Genomic DNA, 25,452 nt, shown 5'->3' on the forward strand with positions numbered 1-25,452 from the left:
GTCCGGGGCACCTGGAGGAAAGCACCGGCAGGACCCGATCAAGGTCATGGTGGTCGACGACCACCCCATGTGGCGCGACGCCGTTGCCCGCGACCTCAGCGAGTCCGGCTTCGACGTGGTCGCCACCGCGGGCGACGGCGAGCAGGCGGTGCGCCGCGCGCAGGCCGCCGCGCCCGACGTCCTCGTCCTGGACCTGAACCTGCCCGCGAAGCCCGGGGTGCAGGTGTGCAAGGAACTGGTGGGCGCGAACCCGGCGTTGCGCGTCCTTGTCCTCTCGGCCAGCGGTGAGCACGCGGACGTGCTGGAGGCCGTGAAGTCCGGGGCGACCGGCTACCTCCTCAAGTCGGCCTCCACCGAGGAACTCATAGACGCGGTGCGCCGCACGGCCGTCGGTGACCCCGTGTTCACGCCGGGGCTCGCGGGCCTGGTCCTCGGCGAGTACCGCCGCCTCGCCTCCGAGCCCGCCCCTGCCGCGGGCGCCGACGAGCCCAAGGCGCCGCAGCTCACCGAGCGCGAGACCGAGGTGCTCCGCCTGGTCGCCAAGGGCCTGAGCTACAAGCAGATCGCGGAACGCCTGGTCATCTCGCACCGCACGGTCCAGAACCATGTGCAGAACACCCTCGGCAAGCTCCAGTTGCACAACCGCGTGGAGCTGGTCCGCTATGCCATAGAGCAGGGCCTCGACGAGGCGTAAACACTCCGATACACCCGGACGAGTGATCCCGACTTGATCAACTCATCCGCGATTCACCGGAATTGACCTTCTGCCCCATGTCGGAGTGACCTGGATCACTACTAGCGTGGCTGACGTCAGATGTGGCGCGTCCGCGACGCGCGTCGGCGCGCGTACAGCGATCAGGCAGCGTATGGCGAAGGGACAATTTCCATGCGGGTCGGAGTACTGACCGGAGGCGGCGACTGCCCCGGGCTCAACGCCGTCATCCGGGGCATCGTCCGCAAGGGCGTGCAGGAGTACGGCTATGACTTCGTCGGCTTCCGGGACGGCTGGCGGGGGCCGCTCGAAAACGACACCATGCGGCTCGACATTCCCACGGTGCGCGGCATCCTGCCGCGCGGCGGCACCATCCTCGGCTCCTCTCGGACCAATCCCCTCAAGCAGGAGGACGGGATCCGAAGGATCAAGGAGAACCTCGCCAAGCAGGAGGTCGAGGCGCTCATCGCGATCGGCGGCGAGGACACCCTGGGCGTGGCCGCGCGCCTCACGGACGAGTACGGCGTCCCCGTGGTCGGCGTCCCGAAGACGATCGACAACGACCTCTCGGCCACGGACTACACCTTCGGTTTCGACACCGCGGTCGGCATCGCGACCGAGGCGATCGACCGTCTGCACACGACGGCCGAGTCACACATGAGGGTCCTGGTGGTGGAGGTGATGGGCCGCCACGCCGGCTGGATCGCCCTGCACTCGGGCCTCGCGGGCGGCGCGAACGTCATCCTCATCCCGGAGCAGCGCTTCGACGTCGAGCAGGTCTGCGCCTGGGTGACCTCGCGCTTCCGGGCGTCGTACGCGCCGATCGTGGTCGTGGCGGAGGGGGCCATGCCGAAGGACGGCGACATGGTCCTGAAGGACGGGTCCCTCGACTCCTTCGGCCATGTCCGCCTCTCCGGCGTCGGAGAGTGGCTGGCCAAGGAGATCGAGAAGCGCACGGGCAAGGAGGCCCGTACGACGGTGCTGGGCCACGTCCAGCGGGGCGGCACTCCCAGCGCCTTCGACCGCTGGCTCGCCACCCGCTTCGGGCTGCACGCCGTCGAGGCCGTCCGTGACGGGGACTTCGGCAAGATGGTCGCCCTGCGGGGTACGCACATCGTTCGCGTCCCCATCGCGGAGGCCACGGCCAAGCTGAAGACGGTCGACCCGAAGCTGTACGAGGAGGTAGGCGTCTTCTTCGGCTGACCCCGGCCGGGGCCGGCCCCGAGCTTTTCCTCGCCCCCGCCGCCCCTACCCGTTCCCGTCCCTTCCACTGGGGCTGCCGCCCCAGGCCCCCGCTGGTCGGCCTGAACGGCCTCGTCCTCAATCGCCGGACGGGCTGGGGGTGCCTGGCCTCGGCTGGGGTGCCTGGCCTCAGATGGAAACCCCCAGCCGGAAGTTCCCAGCCCCAGCCGGAACCCAGCCCCAGCGGGAAGTTCCCAGCCTCAGCAAGGAAGTTCCCAATCTCAGCGGGAAGTTCCCAGCCTCAGCCGGAGGGTCTCGGCGTCAGCCGGATGGTTCGAGCCCCGGCCGGCACATTCCAGCCCCTCCGGCGTTTGAGGAGCGGGGTCCGGGGCTGGCCCCCGAAACAGGGTCCGGGGCGGAGCCCCGAAGTCGGACGGGGGCGGGGCAACGCCCCGAAGGCCGGGGACACGGGGGCGGAGCCCCCTCGGGCGGGGTTCCAGGGGGCGCAGCCCCCTGGTCGGGGTCGAAGGGGCGGAGCCCCTGGGGATGGGACGGGTAGGGGCGGCGGGGGCGAATCACCCCCCGGCTACAAACGCGGCCGCACCACCCCCACCCCCGCCGCCCCCGCAGCACCCCCGATCAACTCCCGCACCACCACAGCCCCGTTCAGCGTCAGCACCGACTCGGGGTGGAACTGAACACCCGCGAACCCGGGCCCCCGCAGAGCGTGCACCTCACCGTTCGCGGCCCGGCTCACCTCGACCGCATGGGCCCTCAACTCCTCGGCCGTCTCGTCGTCGCAGTACGCCACGAAGCTGTTGTAGAAGCCCACCGTCTCCGCCTGCCCGAACAGATCGATCTCCGTCTGGGCACCCTGGTACGGGACGCGCTTCCGCACCATCTCCAGCCCCAACTCGGCCGCGATCAGCTCATGACCGAGGCAGACACCGAGGACCCCGTGCCGGTGCCCCCGCAGGACATCGGCCGCCAGCCCCCGCAGGAACCGCATCTTGGGGTCCCCCATGTCGGAGGGATCCCCCGGACCGGGCCCCAGCACGACCGGCCCCTCGTGCGCGAGCACGGCCTCCCGCAACCCCGGCTCGTCGTACCGCCGTACCGTCACCTCCAGCCCGGACGAACGCAGCACGTGCCCGAGCATTGCGGTGAAGGTGTCCTCACCGTCGACGACAAGAGCGTGGCCCTCAAGAACGTCGGACCGTTCCTGCATCCGCAGCCAGAACGGGGCCAGTGAGGCCCGCCGCCCGTCGAGCGCCGCGCGCACCCGGGGATCGTCCGACAGACGCGGCCGCACCCGCTCCTCCCGGGGCCGGCCGGGCCGTACGCCCAGCGCGGCCAGCACACCCGCCGCCTTCGCGTGCGTCTCGGCGACCTCGCTCACGGGATCCGAGCCCCGGACGAGCGTGGCCCCCACGGGCACCTTCAAGCGCCCCTCCGCGTCGATGTCGGCGGTCCGGATGAGGATGGGCGAGTCGAGGGTCTGGGTCCCGCCCGCATCCCGGCCGAGCAGCGCCAGCGCCCCCGCGTAGTACCCGCGCCCGCCCACCTCATGCCGTTCGATCACCCGGCACGCGTTCTGCACGGGCGACCCCGTGACGGTCGCCGCGAACATGGTCTCCCGCAGCACGTCCCGTACGTCCAGCGACGACCGTCCCCGCAACTCGTACTCCGTGTGCGCGAGATGGGTCATCTCCTTCAGCCGCGGACCGACCACGACCCCGCCCATGTCGCCGACGGTGCACATCATCTTGAGCTCCTCGTCGACGACCATCGACAGCTCCTCGATCTCCTTGCCGTCGGCGAGGAAGTCCAGCAGGTGCTCGGGGGTCGGGCCCTCGGCGGGGTAGCGGTACGTCCCGCTGATCGGGTTCATGACGACGGTCCCGCCGGACATACGCACGTGCACTTCCGGGCTCGCCCCCACCAGCGTCCGCCCACCCGTCTCCCACCCCCGGCCTTCCAAGGAAGGCCCTTCGGGCCCTTTTTGATCTCCGGTGTGCACCACGAACGTCCAGTACGCCCCCCGCTCGCCCTCCAGCAGCCGCCGGAAGAGCGCCAGGGCGTCGGCCCGCCCGAATCCCGGGATCTCGCCCTCGTACGTCCGCCGGATCACGAAGTTCGCGCCCTCGCCCCGCCCGATCTCCTCGCGCAGCACCCGCCCGACGATCTCCGCGTACTCCTCGTCGTCGACGTCGAATCCGCCGGCGCGGACGCCGACGTCGTGGGCGGGGAGTTGGGCCAGCGCGTCCTCCAGCGTCAGCGTGTGCGTTTCCTCGGGCGTGAGCACCGCCAGTGGTGTCCCGTCGTCCCGTACGTCGAAGCCGCGCTCGCGGATCTGGCGGAAGGGCACCAGGGCGAGGCCCTCGTCGGGGAGGTCGGCGAGGTCGTCGTACGTGGAGACCGGGCCGAGCAGCACCTCCACGGTGTTCTCGTCGTGGCCGGGGGAGCGGCGGCGGAGCAGGGCGAAGGGGCGGTCGTCGTGCAGGAGCTGTGCCAGGTCCATGGGTTCTCTCGTTCGTCCTCTGTCGATGTCGATGTCGCTATCGGTATCGATGTCGGTGAGGAACGGCCCCGGAAACGCCGAAGGCCGCCCCTCGGGCGGCCTTCGCGAAGTCTTGCGTACGCGCAGTCAGTGGGCCGCCGGATGAGCGGTCCACCACCAGTTCTGGGTCGAAAGCGCGAACATGCCCGCACCGTACACCACATTCACAGGTGTGGCCGAGCCGCCGCCGCAGCGCTTTGATGTGCCCATGGCTATCGCGGATCCTTAAGGCACCGTTCGGCGAGATCCGGGCCGGATCGGCCCACCGCCGACGGGCCACGTTCCATGCCCGCAGAGCGTAACCGTCGTCTCACTTGATGGGCATGAGCCGGTGGCCATGAGACGACCCCGTAATCTTGTGGCGTGACCGTGAACGCTAAGTCCAGCGCGAGCGCTGGCAACACCTGGCGAGACCTGCCCGCGGCGCAGCAGCCCGAGTACCCCGACACCGAGGCTCTGCGCGCAGTCGTTGCGGAGCTGGAGTCGTATCCGCCGCTCGTCTTCGCGGGCGAGTGCGATCAGCTGCGCGCCCGGATGGGAGCCGTCGCCAGGGGAGAGGCGTTCCTGCTCCAGGGCGGCGACTGCGCCGAGGCCTTCGACGCGGTGTCCGCCGACCAGATCCGCAACAAGCTCAAGACGCTGCTCCAGATGGGCGCCGTGCTCACGTACGCGGCCTCCGTGCCGGTCGTGAAGGTCGGCCGGATCGCGGGGCAGTACTCCAAGCCGCGCTCCAAGCCGACCGAGACCCGCGACGGCGTGACGCTTCCGACCTACCGGGGCGACTCCGTCAACGGCTTCGACTTCACCGAGGCGGCCCGCGTTCCGGACCCCGAGCGTCTGAAGCGGATGTACCACGCGTCCGCGTCGACGCTCAACCTGGTGCGCGCCTTCACCACCGGCGGCTACGCCGACCTGCGCCAGGTGCACGCCTGGAACCAGGACTTCGTGAAGTCGTCCCCCTCCGGGCAGCGCTACGAGCAGCTGGCGCGCGAGATCGACAACGCGCTGAACTTCATGCACGCCTGCGGGGCCGACCCGGAGGAGTTCAAGACCGTCGAGTTCTACTCCTCGCACGAGGCGCTGCTGCTCGACTACGAGTCCGCCCTGACCCGCATCGACTCACGCACCGGTCAGCTGTACGACGTCTCCGGGCACATGGTGTGGATCGGTGAGCGCACCCGGCAGCTGGACGGCGCCCACATCGAGTTCGCGTCGAAGATCCGCAACCCGATCGGGATCAAGCTCGGCCCCACGACGACGGCCGAGGAGGCGCTGCGGTACATCGAGCGTCTCGACCCCGAGCGCGAGCCGGGCCGGCTGACCTTCGTCGTCCGCATGGGCGCGGACAAGATCCGCGACAAGCTGCCCGAGCTGGTCGAGAAGGTCACGGCGTCCGGCGCGGTGGTGGTGTGGGTCACCGACCCGATGCACGGCAACACCTTCGAGGCGGCCTCCGGCCACAAGACCCGCCGCTTCGACGACGTGCTCGACGAGGTCAAGGGCTTCTTCGAGGTCCACAAGGGCCTCGGCACCCACCCCGGCGGCATCCACGTGGAGCTGACCGGTGACGACGTCACCGAGTGCGTGGGCGGCGGCGACGAGATCTTCGTCGACGACCTGCACCAGCGCTACGAGACGGCCTGCGACCCCCGGCTCAACCGCAGCCAGTCGCTCGACCTGGCGTTCCTCGTCGCCGAGATGTACCGGGACCAGTAGGGGGCCGGTAGCGGACCAGTACGGAGTCCGCGTGGTACAGGCGCGGGCAGTGGGGCGCGGATCACATACGATCCGCGCCCACTTCCACTTTCGTGGCCCTGATGGCGCGGTTAAGGTTAGGTTAGCCTCACCGATTAAGCGGGGCGGCGACAGTCATCAATCCCGGCGGGAGGTGAACCGCGTGTACGTCTGCAGTTGCTTCGGGGTCACCGAGCAGCAGGTCAAGCAGCACGCGGAGAGCGGTGCCTGCACCCCCCGCCAGATAGCGTCCGCCTGCAAGGCGGGCACCGACTGCGGTTCGTGCGTACGCCGGATACAGGCGATCCTCGGCCGGGGCGCGTGCCCGCGCCGGGAGCTGGTCGATGGGGGCCGGCCGGTGCTGTCGGACCTCGAAGGGCTTGAGGAAGCCGCCTAGGGCCTGTCGTCACATTCCCGTCTGCGCCGCGACGCCTGGCACGCTTCCCCACTGCCTTAAGGGCGTGGGAGGTACCCCCACTCGCCGCACCGGGCGAAAGCCCACGTACGTCCGGTCCATCAACGGGGTCTTCCGCCCGGCACGCCGAGAGCACGCACCGGACGCCGCGGGGCCGCACTTCGGGCGACGACGGGAATTTGACGACAGGCCCTAGCTGTCGGGCTGCTCGATCACCTGGGCGATGTAGAGTGCCTCGCCGAGCTTGTCCACCAGCTCCAGCTGGGTGTCGAGGTAGTCGATGTGGTGCTCCTCGTCGGCGAGGATCGACTCGAAGATGTTCGCGGATGTGATGTCACGCTTGTTGCGCATCACCTCGATGCCGCGCTTGAGGCGGTCGATCGCCTCGACCTCGATCTGCCGGTCGGCCTGGAACATCTCGGTCACCGTCTGCCCGACCCGCACATGGAACAGCCGCTGGTAGTTCGGCAGGCCCTCCAGGAAGAGGATGCGGTCGGTGAGCACCTCCGCGTGCTTCATCTCGTCGAACGACTCGGCCCGCGTGTACTTCGCGAGCTTGGTCCAGCCGAAGTTCTCCTGCATCTTCGCGTGCAGGAAGTACTGGTTGATCGCGGTGAGCTCGGCGGTCAGCTGTTCGTTGAGGAATTCGATGACCTCGGGGTCGCCCTGCATCGCAGAGGCTCCTTCCAAGCGGGGGACTGGCAGGTTGCGCCGCATGATCCCACCGCCGTCGAGGGCCGTCCAGTAAGTGCACGCTTAGTAAGTAAGGGCACGCTTAGTGCGTTTTGTCCGGCTCGGGGTGGGGTGGGTCATCTCCATCGTCAGGGGTCTGCCAGGATGGAGGCATGGGTCAGCCGGTGGAGCGTGAATCTGGAGATCGCTCGTCTGGGGAGCGCGCATCGGGGGGCGCGGAGCAGCCGCAGCTTCCGCCGGGGCAGCGGCTCCAGCGCGGCTGGCCGGTCACGCACTACGGACCCGTCCCCAAGTTCCGCTCCGAGCGCTGGGAGTTCCGGGTCTTCGGTGCCACGGCCGACGGTGAGAAGTACTGCTGGACGCACGAGGAGTTCACGGCCCTGCCGTACGCCACGGTCGTGGCCGATCTGCACTGCGTCACGAAGTACAGCATGCTGGGCGCCGAATGGGGCGGCATCCCGGCCCGTACGATCCTGGAGATCGCCCCGCCCGCGCCCGGCGTCACCCACGTCATGGTGTGGGCCGAGTACGGCTACAGCTCGAATCTGCGGCTCGCGGACTTCGCCTCCGAGCGTACGATCTTCGCCACCCACAAGGACGGCGAGCTGCTCACCGCGGAACACGGCTTTCCGCTGCGGCTCGTGGTGCCCCATCTTTACGCCTGGAAAGGGCCCAAGTGGGTCCGTGGTGTGGAGTACATGACCGCCGACCGGCGCGGCTTCTGGGAGGAGCGCGGGTACCACAACATCGGCGATCCCTGGCGGGAGCAGCGCTACTCGTACCAGGAAGAGCCCGGGGACGGCCCCGAGCTCTGATCCCGGCTCCGTGCGCGTCGCCGCGCGTCAGTGGTGGTACTGGTGCACCACCGCGTGGCCCTTGCCGCGGCCGATCATCCACTTGTTGACCGGTGTGGTCGCCAGGAACGCGATCGCGAAGGCAAGGGCGAGCGCCCACCAGAAGAGGGCGTCCATGAGGTGGGCGTCCATCGCGCCCGGGACCAGCAGGATCACTCCGTTGTCGACCAGCTCCATCACGGCGATCGACACCGTGTCCGCGGCGAGCGCGACGCCGATCGCGGCCCTCAGGGGCAGGCCCGCCTTCGTGACGGCGTACAGCGTCAGCGAGTAGCCGAAGATGAAGGCCAGAACGATCGCGAGGATCATCGTCGGTACGTTGTGCCAGGCCAGCGCCGTGCCGATCACCATGCCGAGGATCTCGCCGATGGCACAGCCGGTGAGGCAGTGGAGGGTGGCCTTGGCGGCGGTGCCCCAGGTGGTGGGGCCGGAAGCGTGGCCCTCGTGTGCGTGATCCTCGTGGGTGTGCTGTGCGTGGGTGTCGCGCGCGTGCGTGCCGTGCTCCATGGTGGCCCCCAGTGCCGGGTGACGGTTCCTGTCGCAGCACAGGAACCGTATACCCCCCTAGGGTATTCCTCAATACGCCGGCTATCCCTTTGGCCAGCTCTCCCTCAGCTTCTTGAGCCGTTCCACGTCCGTCGCGTGGCCCACCTTGCCGCCGGGCGTCTCGATGATCAGGGGGACGCCCTCGGTGGCGGGATGGGTCATGAGCGCACGGAACGGGTCTTCGCCGATGTGGCCGGAGCCGATGTTCTCGTGGCGGTCCTTGTGGGCGCCGACGACGTCCTTCGAGTCATTGGCGTGGATCAGCTTGAGCCGGCCCTCCCCGACGGTGTCCACCAGCAGGTCGAGGGTCTGGTGCATGCCGGTGGGCCCGGTCAGGTCGTGGCCCGCGGCGAAGACGTGGCAGGTGTCGAGGCAGACGCCCAGCTTCGGGTGGGAGTCGAGGGCCTCGAAGTACGGCGCGAAGTCCCAGGTGCGCGAGCAGAGTGAGGCGCCCTGCCCCGCGGTGGACTCCAGCAGGAGGTGGGGGTCGTCGTCGTGGGTCAGTTCGTCGAGCAGCGGCAGCATGTGCTCGCGCACCTGCTGGAGGGCGATGGAGCGCTCCCGGCCACCGGTCGCGCTCCCGGTGTGGACGACCACACCCAGAGCGCCGATCTCCCGGCCCCTGCGCAACGAGTGGCGCAGCGACTCCACCGACTTCTCGACCGTGGCCTCGGTGTGCGAACCGAAGTTGATCAGGTAGGGCGCGTGGACGTAAACGGGGATCGACTCGGCGGTGCACGTCTCGCGGAACGCCTCGTCCTGCCTCGGATTGCCCTGCGGCGTCGCCCACCCGCGCGGATTCGCCACGAACACCTGCACGGTCTCGGCCCTGAGATCGTGAGCGTAGGAGAGCCCCACGGAGTGCAGCCCACCGGCCACGGGGACATGGCTGCCAACGGGATTGCGAAGGTACTTGCTGGTCACCCACTCAGGGTGTCACGGCGGCTTTGGGCGACCGCCGGGGGATCCGAGGGCTGGGACCCGCAGGATGCAGGCCTGGGCGCCGTCGCCGAGCTGATGACGGGTCTCTTGGGTTCGGGACTGTGATGGGTGCAGCTCTCGGCGTTCCCGGCCGTGCGGCCGGCGTTCCGGCCGAGTGTCCCTCCATGTCTTCCGGTCCCCCGGCCGGAGGCGGCGGCAAGGGTTCGGGTGCGCCTCGACGTTCCCGGCCGTCGGGCCGGGGTTCCCGTCGAGTGTTCCTCCACGCCCCGGCCCGACCCCCGGAGGGACTCGTCAGCGGATTTCGATCGTGATCGTGGAGCCCTTGGGGGCCGTCTTCCCGCCCTTGACCGACTGCTTCTTGACCTCGTCGCCGAACAGTCCGATCAGGCCCCGGGACTCGTCGACCTGGAAGCCGGCGGCTTCGAGCTTCTGCCTGGCCTCGTCCACCCGGTTGCCCACCACGTCCGGGACCTCGACCATCTCGGGGCCCTTGGAGATCGTCAGGGTGATCGTGTCGCCCTGGGCGGCCTCCTGGCCCTCGCCCGGCGACTGCTGGGCGACCTCGCCCCGCTCGAACTCGGAACTGATCCGCTCCTCGGCGATCTTCACCTTCAGGCCGGCGTCCTCCAGCTCCGCCCTCGCGTCCTCGACCGACTCACCCGTGACGTCCGGCACCTCCACCGGCGCGCCCTTGCTGACGGTCAGCGCGATGACCGAGCCGGAGCGGCGCTCCGTGCCGGCCTCCGGGGCCGTGCTGAGGACATCGCCGCTGGGGACCTCCTCGCTGAACGCCCGTGTGACCAGGCCCGGTTCGAGGCCCTGCTTCTGCAGCCGGGACTTCGCCTCGCTCAGCGGGAGGCCCTTCATGTCCGGCACCGTCACCATCTCGGGGCCCCTGGAGATGGTCAGTGTCACCTTGTCGTTGCTCCGTATCCGGGCGCTCGGCCCCGGATCGGTGCTGATCACCAGGCCGCGCTTGACGGTGTCGCTGAACGCGCGCTCGGTCTTCACCCCGAGCCCCGCGGCCTCGATCCGCTGCTTCGCCTCCGCCTCGGGCTGCGTCAGCACCGCCGGGACCTTGGTGAACTGGCCCGAGTTGATGTACCAGATACCCGCGCCGACACCGAGCACGAGCAGGACGGCCGCGACGATCGCCAGCGGCCCGCGCCGGACAGCCGTGGCGGTACGCCGCCGGGGCGCGGCCGGAGGACCCTCGAACCGGCTCGTCCGGTTCATCTCGTCGTCGTTGACCGGCAACGGCCGGGGCACGGACAGTGAGCGCGGGATGACACTCGTCCGGTCCTCGCCGTTGTGATGGTCCCCGGCGATCGCCTGCGGCGGCACCGCGTCCAGCTGCTCGGCGCTCAGCGTGGCCCGCGCGTCCCGGGTCTGCGCGAGCAGCGCCACCGCGTCGTGCGGGCGCAACTCGGGCTTGCGGGCGGTCGCGGAGGCCACCAACTCGTCCAGCTCGTACGGCAGTCCGGGCACCGCGGCCGACGGCGGCGGCACATCCGCGTTCAGCGCCTGGTAGAGCACCCGCGCGGGGGAGTCCCCGGCGTGCGGCTTGCCGCCGGTCAGCATCTCGTAGAGGACGACCCCGCACGCGTACACGTCGACGCGGGTGTCCGCCGTGCCGTGCTCCAACTGCTCCGGGGCGAGGTAGGAGACCGTGCCGAGGACCTGGCCCGTGGTGCTCGTCACCGTGTCCACGGCCCGTACGAGACCGAAGTCCGCCACCTTGACCCGGCCGTCGTCCCCTATCAGGACGTTCTCCGGCTTCATGTCGCGGTGCACGAACCCGGCCCGGTGCGCGGCACCCAGCGCGGCGAGCACCGGCTCCAGGATGTCGAGCGCGGCCCGCGGCTGCAGGGCACCGCGCTCGCGCAGCACGTCACGCAGGGTGCACCCGGCGACGTACTCCATCGCGAGGTAGACGTACGACCCGTCGGTCCCCTGGTCGAAGACACCCACCACGTTCGGGTGGGAGAGCCGCGCCACGGACTTGGCCTCGCGGATGAAGCGCTCCACGAACGTGCCGTCGGCGGCCAGTGTCGGATGCATCACCTTGAGCGCGAGCACACGGTCGAGGCGGATGTCCATGGCCCGGTAGACCGTGGCCATCCCGCCGACCGCGATCCGCGCGTCGATCCGATAGCGGCCGTCGAGCAACTGGCCGACAAGCGGGTCCTGAAGGGTCGTGTCCACGCAGGTGAGTCTAGGGGCCGCCACTGTCAGCGCTGTCGGTCCCGTGTCCCGGGGGACGGAATGCAGCAGACCTGTGACTGTTGTGCGGCGGCAGCGGAGGCGCTGGACATCAGAACGCAGGGCGCTCGGGGTCGAGCCGTGCGCGCCCCTCCGCCGGCGACGACGCCTCCGCGAAATGGCGCCGCGGAATGCGTCCCGCCCGGTACGCCAGCCGGCCGGCCTCCACCGCGTGCCGCATCCCCTGGGCCATGAGCACCGGTTCCTGGGCCCGGGTCACGGCTGAGGCGAGCATCACACCCGCGCACCCCAGTTCCATGGCGAGTGCGGCGTCGGACGCCGTGCCCGCTCCCGCGTCCAGAATCACCGGCACGCGCGCGTGCTCCACGATCAGCTGGAAGTTGTGCGGATTGCGGATGCCGAGCCCGGAGCCGATCGGCGAGCCCAGCGGCATGATCGCGGCACAGCCCACGTCCTGGAGCTTCCGCGCCAGCACGGGATCGTCGTTGGTGTACGGCAGCACCGTGAAACCGTCGTCGACCAGGATCTCGGCGGCGTCCAGCAGCTCGATCGGGTCGGGCAGCAGGGTGCGCTCGTCGGCGATGACCTCCAGCTTCACCAGGTCGGTGCCGAGCGCCTCGCGCGCGAGCCGGGCGGTCAGCACGGCCTCGCCCGCGGTGAAACAGCCCGCGGTGTTGGGCAGGACGCGGATGCCCAGCTTGTGCAGCACGGACAGCACCGAGCCGTGCGCCTCGGGGCTCACACGGCGCATCGCGACCGTCGTCAGCTCCGTGCCGGACGCCACGAGCGCGCGCTCCAGGACGTCGAGGCTGGGCGCGCCGCCCGTGCCCATGATGAGGCGGGACGAGTACGTCGTACCGCCGAGGACGAAGGGGTCGTCGGCCATGGGTCAGCCTCCTTGGACGGCGGTGAGGACTTCGACGCGGTCCCCCTCGGAGAGCGGAGTGGACGGCCACTGCGCGCGCGGGACGACGGTTTCGTTCAGCGCGGCGGCGACGCCCGACGGGGCCGCGGTGAGGGTTCTCACGAGCGCGTCGAGAGCGGTGCCCGCGGCGATCCGCCGCCGCTCTCCGTTGACGAAGACGTTCACGTCGGTCACGTCGGTCGAGTCGCCGGAGCCGGAGCCGGAGCCGAAATCGAAGTCGTTCATGCCGGCTGCTCCTCGACCGCGGCGGCACAGAAGCGCCTGGGCGTGAAGTCGCGCGCCTCCTCGGGGAGTTCGCTCGTGGTGAGCACATGCGCCATGACGTCACCGGTGACGGGGGTGAGGAGCACGCCGTTGCGGTAGTGGCCGGTCGCCAGGAGCAGCCCCTCGCACTCGGTCGGGCCGAGCAGGGGCGCGTTGTCGGGGGAGCCGGGGCGCAGTCCCGCGCGCGTCTCCGTGAGCGGCAGTTCGGTGATCCCGGGGACCAGCTCGTGGGCGTCGCGGAGCAGTTCGTACACCCCGCCCGCGGTGACCGTGGTGTCCCAGCCGAGTTCCTCGCTGGTCGCACCCACGACCAGCTCACCGTTCTCGCGGGGCACCAGGTAGACGTGGCTGCCGCGGACCACGGCGCGCACGGTCCGGTTCAGGAAGGGCGCGTACCGCTTCGGCACGGTCAGCCGCAGCACCTGCCCCTTCACGGGCCGTACGGGCGGCAGGGCCTCGTCGGGGACGCCCGCCAGCCGTCCGCTCAGGCTGCCCGCGGCGAGGACGACCCGCTCCGCGGCGAGTTCGGTGCCGTCGGCGGTCCTGATCCCGGCAGCCCGCTCCCGGACGACTGACAGCCTCTCGGCCCACATCCGGTGGAAGACCACCCCGGCGCGCTCACAGGCCGTGACGAGTGCCCTGGCGAGCCGCCTCGGGTCGATCTGGTGATCGCCGTCGACGCGCAGTCCGCCGCGTACGCCCGGCGCGAGCATCGGCTCAAGCCGGCGGCATTCCCGTCCGCTCAGCCACTCCGACTCAAGGCCCGACTGCCGTTGCAGCGCGTGCAGTTCACGCAGGTGGGCGCGGTCGTCGGCGTCGAGCGCGACCGCGAGCGTGCCGCACCGGCGGTAGCCGAGGTCCAGGCCCGTCACCTCGGTCAGCTCGGCCGCGAAGTCCGGGTAGCGGCGCGCGGACGCCAGGTTGAGGCCCAGCAGCGTCTGCTCGCCGTAGTGCAGCTCGGTCACGGCGGCGAGCATCCCGGCCGCCACGCGCGCGGCCCCGCCGCCCGGCTCGGGGTCCACGACCGCCGTGCCGAACCCGCGTTGTGCGGCCCGCCAAGCCGTCACGAGCCCGATGATGCCGCCCCCCACGACGAGGACGTCTGATGTATGTGTACGCGACATGGGCGTCCAGCCCCTCCCTTCGCCGGCATGACCCGGATCAGGTTCGTACGGTCGGAGGCCGCCAGCCTCCCTCTCAGCCCGGTGCGTCCGGGCTCCCGCGAGTACTCTTCTGTGCTGGGGGTCCGGGGGCCGTCCCCGGGAAACGCAGCACGTCGGCCACCCTAGCCCGTGCCGTTCTCCTCAGTAAGGGAGCCTCCGCTCATGGCCAGCTCGCACAGATCTCTCGACGGGCTTGTCCTCGCCCCCGTCGCGGACCAGGCTCCAGGTCAGGTGGGCACCCGCACCCGGTTCACGTACCACGAGCAGGACGGTGAGATCTGGGCCGAGTACGCGGGCGGCGATGTCGTGCGGGGCCACCTGGTGGGTACGCGGGACGGTGACCGGCTGGACTTCCGGTACGTGCAGCTGAAGCGGGACGGCACGACGTCGTCGGGGCACTGCGTGTCCCTCGTGACCGAGCTTTCCGACGGGCGTGTGCGCCTGGAGGAGACCTGGGAGTGGGAGTCGCAGCCGGGCAGCGGAACGAGCGTTGTGGAACAGGTCACGGACCCCGGCCGCTGACTGACAACTTGTCAGGTGTCTATGGTGATCAGGTGAGCGAGCAGACCGAGACACGAGGGACCCGGCGACGGGTCGTCGTCGTGGGTGCGGGCATGGCAGGGGTGCAGACCGCGGTCGTCCTGCGGGAGAAGGGCTTCACGGGCCCCGTCACGCTGATCGGCGCGGAGCCGCACCAGCCCTACGACAGGCCGCCGCTGTCCAAGGCCGTCCTGCTCGGCAAGGCCGAGGGATCCGCCTTCGACGTCGACTTCGAGGCGCTCGGTATCGAGCTCCAGCTCGGCCGCGAGGTGCTGGGCGTGCGCCCCGGGGACCACGAACTCGACACGGCGACGGGCCCGGTGCCGTACGACGTCCTCGTCCTCGCGACCGGCGCGGAACCGATCCGGCTGCCGGGCGCCGAGGGCGTGCCAGGCGTGCACCTGCTGCGCACCCTGGACGACGCGGAGCGGCTGCGGCCCGTCCTGGCCCGGCAGCACGACATCGTGGTCGTGGGAGCCGGCTGGATCGGGGCGGAGTTCGCCACCGCCGCCCGCGAGGCGGGCTGCGCGGTGACGGTCGTCGAGGCCGCCGACCGCCCGCTCGCGGGGGCACTGCCGGCCGAGGTGGCCGCGCCGATGACCGCCTGGTACGCGGACAGCGGGGCGGCCCTGCGCACCCACGCGCGCGTGGAGCGCGTCGAGGACGGGACAGTGATCCTGGACGACGGCTCGCGCGTGCCGGCGGGCGCGGTGGTCGTGGGCATCGGGGCACGCCCGGCGACGGCGTGGCTGGAGGACTCGGGCATCGAGCTCGGCACATACGGCGAGGTCGTGGCCGACGACCACCTGCGCACCTCGGCGCCGGATGTCCACGCCGTCGGCGACTGCGCGTCCTTCCCTTCGGGAAGGTACGGCGAACGCCTCCTCGTCCACCACTGGGACAACGCCCTCCAGGGCCCGCGCACCGTGGCCGCCAACATCATCGGTGAGTCCCCGGAGCCGTACGACCCGGTCCCGTACTTCTGGTCGGAGCAGTTCGGCCGCTTCGTCCAGTACGCCGGTCACCACGCCTCGGCCGACACGACCGTGTGGCGCGGCGACCCCACGGGTGCCGCCTGGTCCGTGTGCTGGCTGCGCGAGGGGCGCCTGGTCGCCCTCCTCGCGGTGGGACGCCCCAGGGACCTGGCGCAGGGCCGGCGGCTGATCGAGGCGGGCACGGCCATGGACCCGGAGCTGCTGGCGGACCCCTCGCGCCCGCTGAAGGGCGCGACGGCGTAGCCGATCGGCTACGAGCCCGAGGCGGGGGCGGGCGGTCCCGCCCACCCCCAGTCGGCCCACTCTCGGCCTGCGCCGGAGGCGGCTCGGCTACCGACTGTCAGTCCGGGATGGCAGTCTTGATGACGTGACCGAGATTGACGCAAAGATCGATGCTCTCGTCCCCGCGTGGCTGAACCTCCCCGACATCGCCGAGATGCTCGACGTCGAGGTGACCCGCGTGCGGCAGCTGGTCAAGGAGGGCCAGCTCATCGCCGTACGCCGGGGTGAGAACCGCGCGCTGCACGTCCCCGCCGCCTTCATCGACGGGGACAAGGTCGTCAAGGGCCTGTCCGGCACCCTGACGCTCCTGAGGGACGACGGCTTCACGGATGAAGAAATGCTGGAGTGGCTCTTCACGCCCGACCCGAGCCTGCCGGGCACCCCGGCCCAGGCCCTGAGTGAGAATCGCGGCACGGAGGTCAAGCGCCGCGCCCAGGCGCTCGCCGTCTGACGCTCGTCGCCCGAACCCACAACCCGCATGCGCCGCCCGGCGTACGGGCCACGGCTGGGCTCCTGCCCGGCCGTGGCCCGTACGCCACCGACACGTGGCCGTACGCCGTACGCCATCGACAACGGGGGAGCCCACCGTGCCCGACACCGCCCGCCGACAGCTCGCCGACGCCCGCGTCTACCTCTGCACGGACGCCCGCAGGCGCCAGGGCGACCTGCCGGAGTTCCTGGACGCGGTCCTCGCCGGCGGCGTCGACATCGTGCAGCTTCGTGACAAGGGCATGGAGGCCGCGGAGGAACTGGAGCACCTCCAGGTGTTCGCCGACGCCTGCCGGCGCCACGGCAGGCTCCTCGCCGTGAACGACCGGGCGGACGTCGCTCACGCCGTCCGCTCCGACGTGCTGCACCTGGGACAGGGGGACCTCCCGGTCCCGGCAGCCCGCGCCATCCTCGGCGGCGACGTCCTCATCGGCCGCTCCACCCACGCCGAGGCGGAGGCCGCCGCTGCCGCCGTCCAGGACGGCGTGGACTACTTCTGCACCGGCCCCTGCTGGCCCACTCCCACCAAGCCCGGCCGCCGCGCCCCCGGCCTCGGACTGGTCCGGTACACCGCGGACCTCGCCACCGACCGTCCCTGGTTCGCCATCGGCGGCATCGACCTCGGCAACATCGACGAGGTCCTCGACGCGGGCGCCCGCCGCGTCGTGGTCGTCCGCGCGATCACCGAGGCCGACGACCCCGGAGCGGCGGCGTCCGAGTTCGCCAAGCGCCTGCGCGCGGCGTAGCCCGCGACGGACCGTGCCCGGCGGTGTCCGGCGCGTAGTCCGACGAGCACGGCCGTCCTGGCTGTCGGCCCACTGTCCGAGGGCTGGACAGCAAGCGGATGAAACGGGGCGAAAATCCCTGCTCTGGTTGGGGGACCGGCCCGGCCTGGCTAACCTGCCGGTATGGCCCTAGGAACCGCGTCCACCAGGACTGACCGCGCGCCTACCGTGCGTGACATGCTCGCCGACGGCAGGACCACGTACTCCTTCGAGTTCTGGGCCCCCAAGACCGCGAAGGGCGAGCGCAACCTGTGGAACGCCCTCCGCAGGGTCGAGGCGGTCGCCCCCAGCTTCGTCTCCGTGACGTACGGCGCGGGCGGCTCCACCCGCTCCGGCACCGTGAAGGCGACCGAGCAGATCGCCTCCGACACCACGCTCACCCCGGTCGCCCACCTCACCGCCGTCAACCACTCCAAAGCGGAGCTGCGCAACATCATCGGCCAGTACGCCGACGCCGGTATCCGCAACATGCTCGCGGTCCGCGGCGACCCGCCGGGCGACCCCATGGGCGCCTGGGTGCCGCACCCGCAGGGACTGACGTACGCGGCGGAACTCGTCGGGCTCATCAAGGAGTCGGGCGACTTCTGCGTGGGCGTCGCGGCCTTCCCGGAGATGCACCCGCGCTCCGCGGACTGGGACACCGACGTCAGCCACTTCGTCGACAAGTGCCGGGCCGGTGCCGACTACGCGATCACGCAGATGTTCTTCCACCCCGAGTCGTATCTGCGGCTGCGTGACCGTGTCGCCGCGGCCGGCTGTACGACCCCGGTGATCCCCGAAGTCATGCCGGTCACTAGTGTGAAGATGCTGGAACGGTTGCCGCAGCTCAGCAACGCTTCGTTCCCGGCCGCCCTGAAAGAGCGGATCCTCACAGCCAAAGACGATCCGGCCGCTGTACGCTCCATTGGCATCGAGTTCGCAACGGAGTTCTGCGCGAGGCTGCTGGACGAGGGAGTCCCCGGACTGCACTTCATCACGCTCAACAACTCGACCGCGACGCTGGAAATCTACGAGAATCTCGGTCTGCACCATCCACCGCAGGCCTGAGACCTGAGCCGCGTACGACTAAAAAGGGCAGAGCGGCCACGGCCGCAGGGAGAGTGGCGTACATGGGCTGGACGATCCTCTACATCGCGTTCGGCATCGTCGCGCTGTGGCTGCTCGGCGAGGTGCTGCTGCAGTACAAGGCGAGGCTGCGCTGGCGGCTGCTCGCCTTCGCGGGCTTCCTCGGTGTCGTCCTCGGCGTCCTGATGGCCAACGTCGTGGTCATCGGCCTCGGCGCCGCCGCCTTCGCGGTCGGGCAGACGTTCGTCACGCTGTCCTTCCGCCGCGGCTTCGAGGCCGGCTGGGCCTTCAAGCGCCCGGGTGAGGACGGCAGCGGCAAGCGCGGTCGCGGCGAGCCGGACCCCGATGTGCCCGAGGTGCCCGACCTGGAGGTCCCCGACCTCCAGACGACAACTGCCGGAACGTACCGCCAGGACGACGGACCCGACGGCGACGACGACGTCTTCGCCCGCCCCCAGCGGCCCGCCTCCCCGGCCGAGACCACCGTCTACTCGCCGCAGCCCATGCCCGACGAGACCGGCACCTACGGCGTCTACAACGACGCCGCCTACGCAGCCGCCACCGACCCGTCCTACGCGGCCGCCGCTCAGGCCCAGTCCCAGGACCAGGCCTTCGGGTACGAGGGCTACTCCGATTACGACCAGCAGCAGTACGGCTACGACCAGGCGCAGCAGCAGTACGCCGCCTACTCCGACCCGTACAACGGCGCACAGTCCTACGGCGGCACCACGTACGACAACGCCTATGGCGGCCAGCAGGCGTACGGCCAGCAGGGCTACGGCCAGGACCAGTACGCCACCGGCGGATACGGCGAGACCCCGCCGGGCGGCGTGTGGGTCCCGCAGCAGCGCACCACCGACGACCCGCTGAGCGGCGAACTCCCGCCGGAGCAGCCGTATCCGTACCAGGGCAACGGCCACGGCAACGCCCAGGGGAACGGCGGGGGCGGGAACGGGTACGACGAGCAGCGGTACAGGTACTAGCGGCACCGGCACCGGCACCGGCACCGGCACCGGCACCGGCACCGGCACCGGCACCGGCACCGGCACCGGCACCGGCACCGGCACCGGCACCGGCACCAGCGGTACCGGACTAGCGGAACCGGTACCAGCGGCACTTCGGGGCGGGCGTCACTGAGACCCCCGGAAGTCCTGTCCCTCCACGATCAGGCCCGAGACCAGGGCGCCCGACATGCCCGCGTGCGGCAGACCGCCGCCGGGGTGCGCCCAGCCGCCGACCAGGTACAGCCCGGGGAAGCGTGTCGTGTTGGCCGGGTGCAGGAAACGGCCGTCGGCCGCGGCGAGCGCGGGTGGCGGTACGGCACCGCTTTCGACGCCGGTCTCCTGGGCGTTGTGGCCCGGTGTGCGCACCTCGCGCCACAGGAGACGCTCGCGCAGCCGGGGCACGGCAGCCTCGGCGGCGGCGACGAGGAGGTCCGCGAACCGCTCGGCCATGCCGCCCGACGCCCAGCCGTCTCCGGCCGGTGCCGCAGCCGACAGGACCACGGACTCGTGCTCGTCGTCCGGGCGCAGGGCCGGGTCGTCCGGACGCAGCACCGTCACCGTGGGACGCGCCGGCTCGGCGGTGCCAGCTGTGCCGGCGGGGCGGCTGACGTGGTCCAACTCGGCCGTGCGGTCCGGTGTGTGCACGACCGTGCGGTGCGCGCCTCCCGTCTCGCGACCCCCGCGCAGGGCCAGCAGCACGGTGAACCGCCCGAGGGACGGCGACACCCGGTCCGGGCGTACGTCTCCTCCCTCCTGCAGCACACGCTCGGTGAGAGCACTCAGCCGCACGGGATCCACGCCCGCGACCACGTGGTCCGCCTCGGTGACCGTCCCGTCGGCGAGCTCCAGCCCGGCCGCCCGCCCGTCCTTCTCGACGATCCCGGTGACCTCGGCGCCGAAGACGAACTCCACCCGGCGAGCCAGGCACCGCTCGTACACAGCACGCGCCAACTCCCGTATGCCTCCCCGCACATACCAGGTGCCGAAGGCGTGCTCCATGTACGGCAGCACGGTCGCGCTCGCCGGGGTGGTCCGGGGATCCAGGCCGTACGCCAGCGCGTGGCCGTCCAGGAGAGCGGTGAGGCGGGGGTCGCGCAGCTCCCAGGCGGCGATCTCGTCCAGGGTGCTCGCCCGGCGGGTGCGTAGCAGACGCTTGTGGGGCACCGAGGGGTACGGCTCGCGCTCGCCGAGCACCTGCCAGTCCGACCAGAGGGGCTCCTCCAGGAGGGGGCGGCGCGTCCGGTCCCAGGCCTCGCGCGCCCGCACCAGGAAGTCGCCCCAACGGTCGCCCGCGCCCGATCCGAGGGCCGTGTTAAGCGCGCCGACCGAGCCGGCGCGTGAGGCGTTGGGCAGCAGGACGTCCGTGCCGTCCGGGAACACGTGCCGTGACGCCGGGTCCACCTGGACCAGGTCCACACATTCCTCAAGGGGCTGCTTGCCCGTCTTGAGGAACAGGTCGCGGTAGACCGCGGGGAGTGGCAGCAGGCCGGGGCCGGTGTCGAAGGCGAAGCCGTCCCGCTCGAACCGGGCCACGGCCCCGCCGTACGTTTCCGCCCGCTCGTAGACCGCTACCCGGTGCCCTGCGATGGCCAGCCGGGCGGCGGCCGCCATCGCGCCCATCCCGGCGCCGATCACCGCGATCCGTCCCATGCCGACGACTTTATCGACCACCACCGACACCCACCCGACCGCCCTGGTATCTCGCCCCCGCCGCCCCCTACCCGTCCCCTTCCGGGGCACGGCCCCTCCGCCCCAGCCAGGGGCTACGCCCCACTGAAACCTCCAGGGCCGAAATGTGCGGGCGCGGCCAGGTTTTCGTCGGCCGGCGCTGAGGTCTTCCGGCTGGGGATCTTCAGTCGAGGCCAGGTGCCACCAGCCCGTCCGGCGTTTGAGGACGAGGCCGTCAGCCCGATGAACCACCCACCCACCCGCACATGCTCCACCCACCTGCACATGCTCCACCCCACCCCGCCAACGGGGGTCTGGGGGCGGCAGCCCCCATGGATGGGACGGGTAGGGGCGGCGGGGGCGAGATCCAAGCCCCCACCCGCAGAGTACGGAAGCGGACGCGATCGTCACCAGTCGGCAACGGTGTGTTCTGAGGATGAGCGCGGAGGACTGAGTATCCGTACCTAGCCGATGAGTTGAGTACGCGCGCGGATGGGTCGCGACCTGCGCGAACGAGAGAGTGGAGACACGGAAAGGGGCGCGGATCCGGCACCGCCGACACGGGGCGGCGGAACGGCTCCCGCCCTTGACCGCTCCTTCCGCCGACGAGTCACCACGAGTCGGCGGGAGCGAGGCACGGGGGAAACCCGGGGGCGACCGTACGGGGAAACCACGGGGGTACGGGGGTACGGCGAAGCGCCGGTTCGAGGTGGCCCGCGGGGGACGCTGGCCACAGCGGACCGGCGCTTTCGTCGTTACCCGGTACTCGCGCGACTGGCTACCGCGTGCCGCTCACCCGCCCCTGGAGGAGCCTGGACAGCGCCGCGTGGACGTCGTCCAGGGACCGCTCCGGCTGGAACGACTGCCAGTCCAGCGCCGCCACCAGGACCATGCCCACCAGCGCGGCCGCGGTCAGCGGAACATCGAGCTCGTCGCTCAGCTCACCGCGCTCCACACCCTCCCGCAGCACGCCCTCGACGACGGCGACCGCCTCCTGCCGGACGACCATCAGCGTGGACTGCCAGGCCCGGTTGGTGCGCCACAGCTCGGCCACGTACAGCTGCGTGAACGCCGGATAGCGTTCGATGAAGACGAGCCCGGCCCGGATCATCGCGTCGAGGGCGTCGACCGTCCCCCCGCCGTCCTTCGCCGTCTTCTCCGCCGCCTCCCGTAGGGAGGCGGTGAGGAGCCCCACTCCGTGCCGCAGCAACTCCTCGAAGAGGACCGATTTGCTGGCGAAGTTGTAGTAGACCGTGCCCTTCGCGACCCCGGCCCGCTCGGCGATCTCGTCCACCGTGGTGGCGGAGAACCCCTGTTCCGCGATCAGCGTGACGGCCGCCTCGTAGAGCTTCTGCCGGGTCGCCTCACGGCGGCTGCTGCCGCCGCCCGTGACGGTGCTGCTTTCCATGCCTTGATTCTCACAGCAGCGGGTGCCCCGCGCCGTCACAGACTCAGCTCGGGATGCAACCGGTCGAGGGTCCACACCTGTTTGCGGCGGGCCGACAGGGCGGTCAGCGCGAGCGCGCCCGCGGTGAAGGCCGCGAGGACGGCGCACGCCTGCCGGACCGGGGACAGATCACCGCCGGTGACGAGCCTCCTGAGGGCCTCCACGACGTAACTCATCGGCAGGAAGGGGTGGATCGCGTTGAAGAAGTCCGGGCTGGTCTGCACGGGGTACGTGCCGCCCGCCGACGTCAACTGGAGCATCAGCACGGCCAGGACGAGGATCCGGCCCGCCGCCCCGAAGCGCGCGTTCAGCCACTGCACGATCGCCGCGAAGCACGCCGTCACAATAAACAGGAAGCCCATCGTCCCGGCCGCCCGCGCGGGCTCAAGACCGACGGCCCAGTGGAGGACCGCCATGAGGGCGACCGTCTGCAGCACCCCCAGGGCGGCCACCGGCAGCCAGCCCGCCAGCGCGATACGCCACGCCGAGGCGCCCGCGGCGAGCGCACGCCGGTTGAGCGGCTGGATCAGCATGTACGCCACCATCGCGCCCACCCACAGGGACAGCGGGATGAAGTACGGGGCGAAACCGGTGCCGTAGTTGGGTGCCTTGTGCAGGTCCCTGGAGGCCAGCTGCACCGGGTCGGCCATCACCTCGGTTCGCTGGTCGCGGTCCTGCTGGTCGTAGTCGGGGATCTGCTCCGCCCCGTCGCGCAGCCCGCCGGCGAGCTTCCCGGAGCCGTCGGACAGCTTGTACATGCCGCCCGTGAGATCGGTCGCGCCCGAGGACAGCTTGCCGACACCCGAGTCCAGGTCGGCCGCGCCCGTCTGCGCCGTACCGAGGCCGGTGTGCAGCGCCCGCGCGCCCCTGGCGACCTTCGCGGCGCCCTCGTGGAGGGCGTTCACCTTGGAGACGGCGTCGTCGAGGTCCTCGGAGAGGTGGGGTGCCGCCTTGGCGAGGGCCTTGGCCTGCCGCTGGAGAGTCGCCAGGTCCTTGTCGAGGGCCTTCATGTCGCCGTCGTAGTCCTGCACCACCGTGTTGACGTCCGCGGCGAGCCGCGCCGCCTCGGCGGCCGCGTCCCGTGCCTTCTTCAGGTCGCCGCAGGCCGGATCGGGCACGGGCTGCTGCTCGCAGCGCCTCGCGTGGACACCGTTCAGCGTCTCGGACGCCGTACGGGTGCCGCTCTCCGCGGCCGGGGCCGTCTTCACGAAGGCGTCGAGGTGGTCACGGATGACGCCGGCCGAGTCGGCCACCAGGGTGGCGGTGGCGGCGATCGTCCGGCCGTCGTCCTTCAGGAAGGGCCGTACCTGGTCCGCGGTTCCGCTCACCGTCCCGGCGAGCGCCCGGGTGCCGTCCGCGACCTGCCGGGAACCCTGCTCCAGGGCGTCGGCACCGCGGCCGAGCCTGCTCAGGCCGTTCGACAGCGCGCCGCTGCCCTCCTTGGCGTCCTTCAGGCCGTCCGCGAGGTCCTCGGAGCCCTTCTCGGCCTTCCCGATGCCGTCCTTGAGGTCGTCGGCGCCCTTCGCGGCCTTCTCCGTCTCGGCGTGGATGCCGGAGAACGAGATGAAGATCCGGTCCAGGAAGGACCGCGACGCCTTCGTGGACGCGGCCGTGCGCACCTCCGAGAACACCGTCCGGGAGATCTGCCCGACGACGTAGTTGTTCGCGTCGTTCGTACGCACCTGGAGGGCGCCCGTCTCGGGGGAGTCCCCGGAGCTGGACGCGATCCGCTCGCTGAAGTCCGACGGCATGGTCAGCGACAGGTAGTACGTGCCGTCCTCGACGCCCTCACGGGCCTCCTCGGCGCTCACCTCGCGCCAGTCGAAGACATCGCTGTCGAGCAGCTTCTCGGCGATGTCGTCGCCCGTCGTGAGCTTCTCTCCGCCGGTGGTCGTCCCCTTGTCGTCGTTCACCAGCGCCACAGGGACGCGGTCGAGGCGGCCGTACGGGTCCCAGAACGACCACAGGTACAGCGCGCCGTACAGCAGCGGCAGCAGCAGGAGCGAGACCAGTGCCGCGCGCGGGAGCTTCCCCCTGCCGAACCGCCTGAGCTCAAGCGTGGCCAGCTTCGGCGAGCGCATCGGCCGTCTCCTCGTCGTCGTTCTGTGCTCTGCTGTCGTTGCTGTCGTTCTGCCGCGTGGACACGACCACGGCGCCTTCGGGTGCCTCGCTGCAGACCGCCACCACCGTGGTCCCGGACTCGGTGACCGACCCCAACAGGGCCCAGGCCTCGGCCCGTTCGGCATCCGAGAGCTTCAGGTCGGTGTCGTCCACGCCGAGGAGGCGGGGGCGTCCGATCAGAGCCAGCGCGACCGACAGCCGCAGCGCCTGAAGCCGCTCCAGATCACGTACGGCGGTCCGGACGCCCTTGGGCAGTGCCGTCAGGTCGAGTCCGGCGGCGGCCGACGCGTCGTCGATACGGGCCTTCGCGTCAGCGACACGCTCGGCGCGCGGCCGCATGAGTTCCCGTAGGGAACCACGTACGGAACCCCCGAACCTCCGCTCCAGCAGCGCCCGTTCGCGCAGGTGCTCGCCGACGGTCAGCGCCGGGTCCAGGTCGGTGATCCCCGGGACGTGGGCGAGCGCGCTGATCCGGCGTACCGCGGACATGCCCCCGGGCAGCCGGTGCGGGCCGACCGTGGCGTGCCCCTCGCCGGGCTTCATCCGGCCGGTGAGGGCCAGCAACAGACAGGTGCGGCCGGACCCGGACGGTCCCTGGATCGCGACGAGCGAGCCGGGCTCCGCGTGGAAGCCGAGCCCCCGGAACGCCCAGCCGCGCGGCCCCCTGAGTCCGAAGTCCGCTGCCCCGACGGCGATTCCCGCTGCTTCCCGAGGCGCATCAGGCTCGTCCATGTCCCCCTCGCTGCGCTGAACCGGAGGCCTGGTCACGGCCTCCCGATTTTTGAACTGACTGGTCAGTGCAAAAACTACTCCGAACCTGCGAGCGAAGCAAAATCCCAGGTC

Annotated in this window: 24 protein-coding genes and 1 riboswitch; of the genes, 11 read left to right on the top strand and 13 right to left on the bottom strand. The window is 71.0% G+C overall.

Going from position 1 to position 25,452, the window contains the following annotated elements; all coding sequences use genetic code 11:
* The first annotated feature begins 46 nt into the window (after positions 1–46).
* A complete protein-coding gene (locus E0500_RS32380) occupies positions 47–694 on the top strand; it encodes a response regulator transcription factor (RefSeq protein ID WP_131565843.1) in 648 nt (215 codons plus the stop codon).
* 192 nt (positions 695–886) lie between these two features.
* Positions 887–1,915 (top strand): 6-phosphofructokinase, encoded by a 1,029-nt coding sequence (locus tag E0500_RS32385; protein ID WP_131565835.1) that lies wholly within the window; start codon positions 887–889, stop codon positions 1,913–1,915.
* Positions 1,916–2,480: 565 nt separating this feature from the next.
* Here E0500_RS32385 and E0500_RS32390 read toward each other — a convergent pair.
* Positions 2,481–4,415, bottom strand: a complete 1,935-nt coding sequence (locus E0500_RS32390; RefSeq protein ID WP_181587308.1) for an anthranilate synthase family protein — start codon at positions 4,413–4,415, stop codon at positions 2,481–2,483.
* Between the two features lie 126 nt (positions 4,416–4,541).
* On the bottom strand, positions 4,542–4,664 hold the full coding sequence (locus tag E0500_RS45600) for a trp operon leader peptide (protein WP_131568914.1): 123 nt from the start codon (positions 4,662–4,664) through the stop codon (positions 4,542–4,544).
* 153 nt (positions 4,665–4,817) lie between these two features.
* On the opposite strand from E0500_RS45600, the gene E0500_RS32400 reads away from it, so the two are divergent.
* On the top strand, positions 4,818–6,170 hold the full coding sequence (locus E0500_RS32400; protein WP_131568912.1) for a class II 3-deoxy-7-phosphoheptulonate synthase: 1,353 nt from the start codon (positions 4,818–4,820) through the stop codon (positions 6,168–6,170).
* Positions 6,171–6,342: 172 nt separating this feature from the next.
* The gene (locus E0500_RS32405) at positions 6,343–6,585 is read left to right on the top strand and encodes a bacterioferritin-associated ferredoxin (RefSeq protein ID WP_131568911.1); all 243 of its coding nucleotides are present in this window, start codon (positions 6,343–6,345) and stop codon (positions 6,583–6,585) included.
* A 210-nt stretch (positions 6,586–6,795) separates the two neighbouring features.
* On the opposite strand, the gene bfr is transcribed toward E0500_RS32405, so the two are convergent.
* Positions 6,796–7,275 (bottom strand): bacterioferritin, encoded by a 480-nt coding sequence (gene bfr, locus E0500_RS32410; protein WP_131568909.1) that lies wholly within the window; start codon positions 7,273–7,275, stop codon positions 6,796–6,798.
* Between the two features lie 173 nt (positions 7,276–7,448).
* Between bfr and E0500_RS32415 the strand changes: the two genes are divergently transcribed.
* Positions 7,449–8,111, top strand: a complete 663-nt coding sequence (locus E0500_RS32415; RefSeq protein WP_131568907.1) for a sulfite oxidase-like oxidoreductase — start codon at positions 7,449–7,451, stop codon at positions 8,109–8,111.
* A 27-nt stretch (positions 8,112–8,138) separates the two neighbouring features.
* Here the strand turns inward: E0500_RS32415 and E0500_RS32420 are convergent, their stop codons facing one another.
* The 6 genes from E0500_RS32420 to thiO form a co-directional block, all read right to left on the bottom strand.
* A complete protein-coding gene (locus E0500_RS32420) occupies positions 8,139–8,657 on the bottom strand; it encodes a DUF4396 domain-containing protein (RefSeq protein WP_131568905.1) in 519 nt (172 codons plus the stop codon).
* 81 nt (positions 8,658–8,738) lie between these two features.
* On the bottom strand, positions 8,739–9,620 hold the full coding sequence (locus E0500_RS32425; RefSeq protein ID WP_131568903.1) for a deoxyribonuclease IV: 882 nt from the start codon (positions 9,618–9,620) through the stop codon (positions 8,739–8,741).
* Between the two features lie 309 nt (positions 9,621–9,929).
* Positions 9,930–11,843: a Stk1 family PASTA domain-containing Ser/Thr kinase gene (gene pknB, locus E0500_RS32430; RefSeq protein ID WP_131568901.1), complete on the bottom strand. Its 1,914-nt coding sequence runs from the start codon at positions 11,841–11,843 to the stop codon at positions 9,930–9,932.
* A 109-nt stretch (positions 11,844–11,952) separates the two neighbouring features.
* Entirely contained in the window at positions 11,953–12,747 is a 795-nt protein-coding gene (locus E0500_RS32435) for a thiazole synthase (protein ID WP_131568899.1), read from the bottom strand.
* Positions 12,748–12,750: 3 nt separating this feature from the next.
* Positions 12,751–12,951 (bottom strand): sulfur carrier protein ThiS, encoded by a 201-nt coding sequence (gene thiS, locus E0500_RS32440; RefSeq protein WP_131568918.1) that lies wholly within the window; start codon positions 12,949–12,951, stop codon positions 12,751–12,753.
* A 56-nt stretch (positions 12,952–13,007) separates the two neighbouring features.
* Positions 13,008–14,174: a glycine oxidase ThiO gene (thiO, locus tag E0500_RS32445; protein WP_131568897.1), complete on the bottom strand. Its 1,167-nt coding sequence runs from the start codon at positions 14,172–14,174 to the stop codon at positions 13,008–13,010.
* Positions 14,172–14,283, bottom strand: a riboswitch (TPP riboswitch). (Overlaps the previous gene by 3 nt.)
* 92 nt (positions 14,284–14,375) lie before the next feature.
* Here thiO and E0500_RS32450 point away from each other — a divergent pair.
* From E0500_RS32450 to E0500_RS32475, 6 genes are all read left to right on the top strand, one after another.
* Entirely contained in the window at positions 14,376–14,735 is a 360-nt protein-coding gene (locus E0500_RS32450) for a hypothetical protein (RefSeq protein WP_131568895.1), read from the top strand.
* A 32-nt stretch (positions 14,736–14,767) separates the two neighbouring features.
* Positions 14,768–15,991, top strand: coding sequence for an NAD(P)/FAD-dependent oxidoreductase (locus E0500_RS32455; protein WP_131568893.1), 1,224 nt, complete (start codon positions 14,768–14,770; stop codon positions 15,989–15,991).
* 124 nt (positions 15,992–16,115) lie between these two features.
* Positions 16,116–16,481 (top strand): Rv2175c family DNA-binding protein, encoded by a 366-nt coding sequence (locus tag E0500_RS32460; protein WP_131568891.1) that lies wholly within the window; start codon positions 16,116–16,118, stop codon positions 16,479–16,481.
* Between the two features lie 136 nt (positions 16,482–16,617).
* A complete protein-coding gene (gene thiE, locus E0500_RS32465; RefSeq protein ID WP_131568889.1) occupies positions 16,618–17,265 on the top strand; it encodes a thiamine phosphate synthase in 648 nt (215 codons plus the stop codon).
* A 162-nt stretch (positions 17,266–17,427) separates the two neighbouring features.
* Complete coding sequence (metF, locus tag E0500_RS32470; RefSeq protein ID WP_131568887.1) at positions 17,428–18,351, top strand: methylenetetrahydrofolate reductase [NAD(P)H]; 924 nt, start codon at positions 17,428–17,430, stop codon at positions 18,349–18,351.
* A gap of 62 nt (positions 18,352–18,413) precedes the next feature.
* The gene (locus E0500_RS32475; protein ID WP_131568885.1) at positions 18,414–19,352 is read left to right on the top strand and encodes a hypothetical protein; all 939 of its coding nucleotides are present in this window, start codon (positions 18,414–18,416) and stop codon (positions 19,350–19,352) included.
* Positions 19,353–19,499: 147 nt separating this feature from the next.
* Here the strand turns inward: E0500_RS32475 and E0500_RS32480 are convergent, their stop codons facing one another.
* The 4 genes from E0500_RS32480 to E0500_RS32495 form a co-directional block, all read right to left on the bottom strand.
* Positions 19,500–21,023: an NAD(P)/FAD-dependent oxidoreductase gene (locus tag E0500_RS32480; protein WP_181587309.1), complete on the bottom strand. Its 1,524-nt coding sequence runs from the start codon at positions 21,021–21,023 to the stop codon at positions 19,500–19,502.
* Between the two features lie 796 nt (positions 21,024–21,819).
* Positions 21,820–22,449 (bottom strand): TetR/AcrR family transcriptional regulator, encoded by a 630-nt coding sequence (locus E0500_RS32485; RefSeq protein ID WP_131569633.1) that lies wholly within the window; start codon positions 22,447–22,449, stop codon positions 21,820–21,822.
* A 35-nt stretch (positions 22,450–22,484) separates the two neighbouring features.
* Positions 22,485–24,569 (bottom strand): YhgE/Pip family protein, encoded by a 2,085-nt coding sequence (locus E0500_RS32490; protein WP_131569631.1) that lies wholly within the window; start codon positions 24,567–24,569, stop codon positions 22,485–22,487.
* Positions 24,541–25,341, bottom strand: a complete 801-nt coding sequence (locus E0500_RS32495) for an ATP-binding cassette domain-containing protein (RefSeq protein WP_131569629.1) — start codon at positions 25,339–25,341, stop codon at positions 24,541–24,543. Before E0500_RS32495 ends, E0500_RS32490 begins: the two co-directional genes overlap by 29 nt.
* Between the last annotated feature and the right edge of the window lie 111 nt (positions 25,342–25,452).

The sequence above is a fragment of the Streptomyces sp. KM273126 genome, assembly GCF_004337435.2.
GTDB lineage: Bacteria > Actinomycetota > Actinomycetes > Streptomycetales > Streptomycetaceae > Streptomyces > Streptomyces acidicola.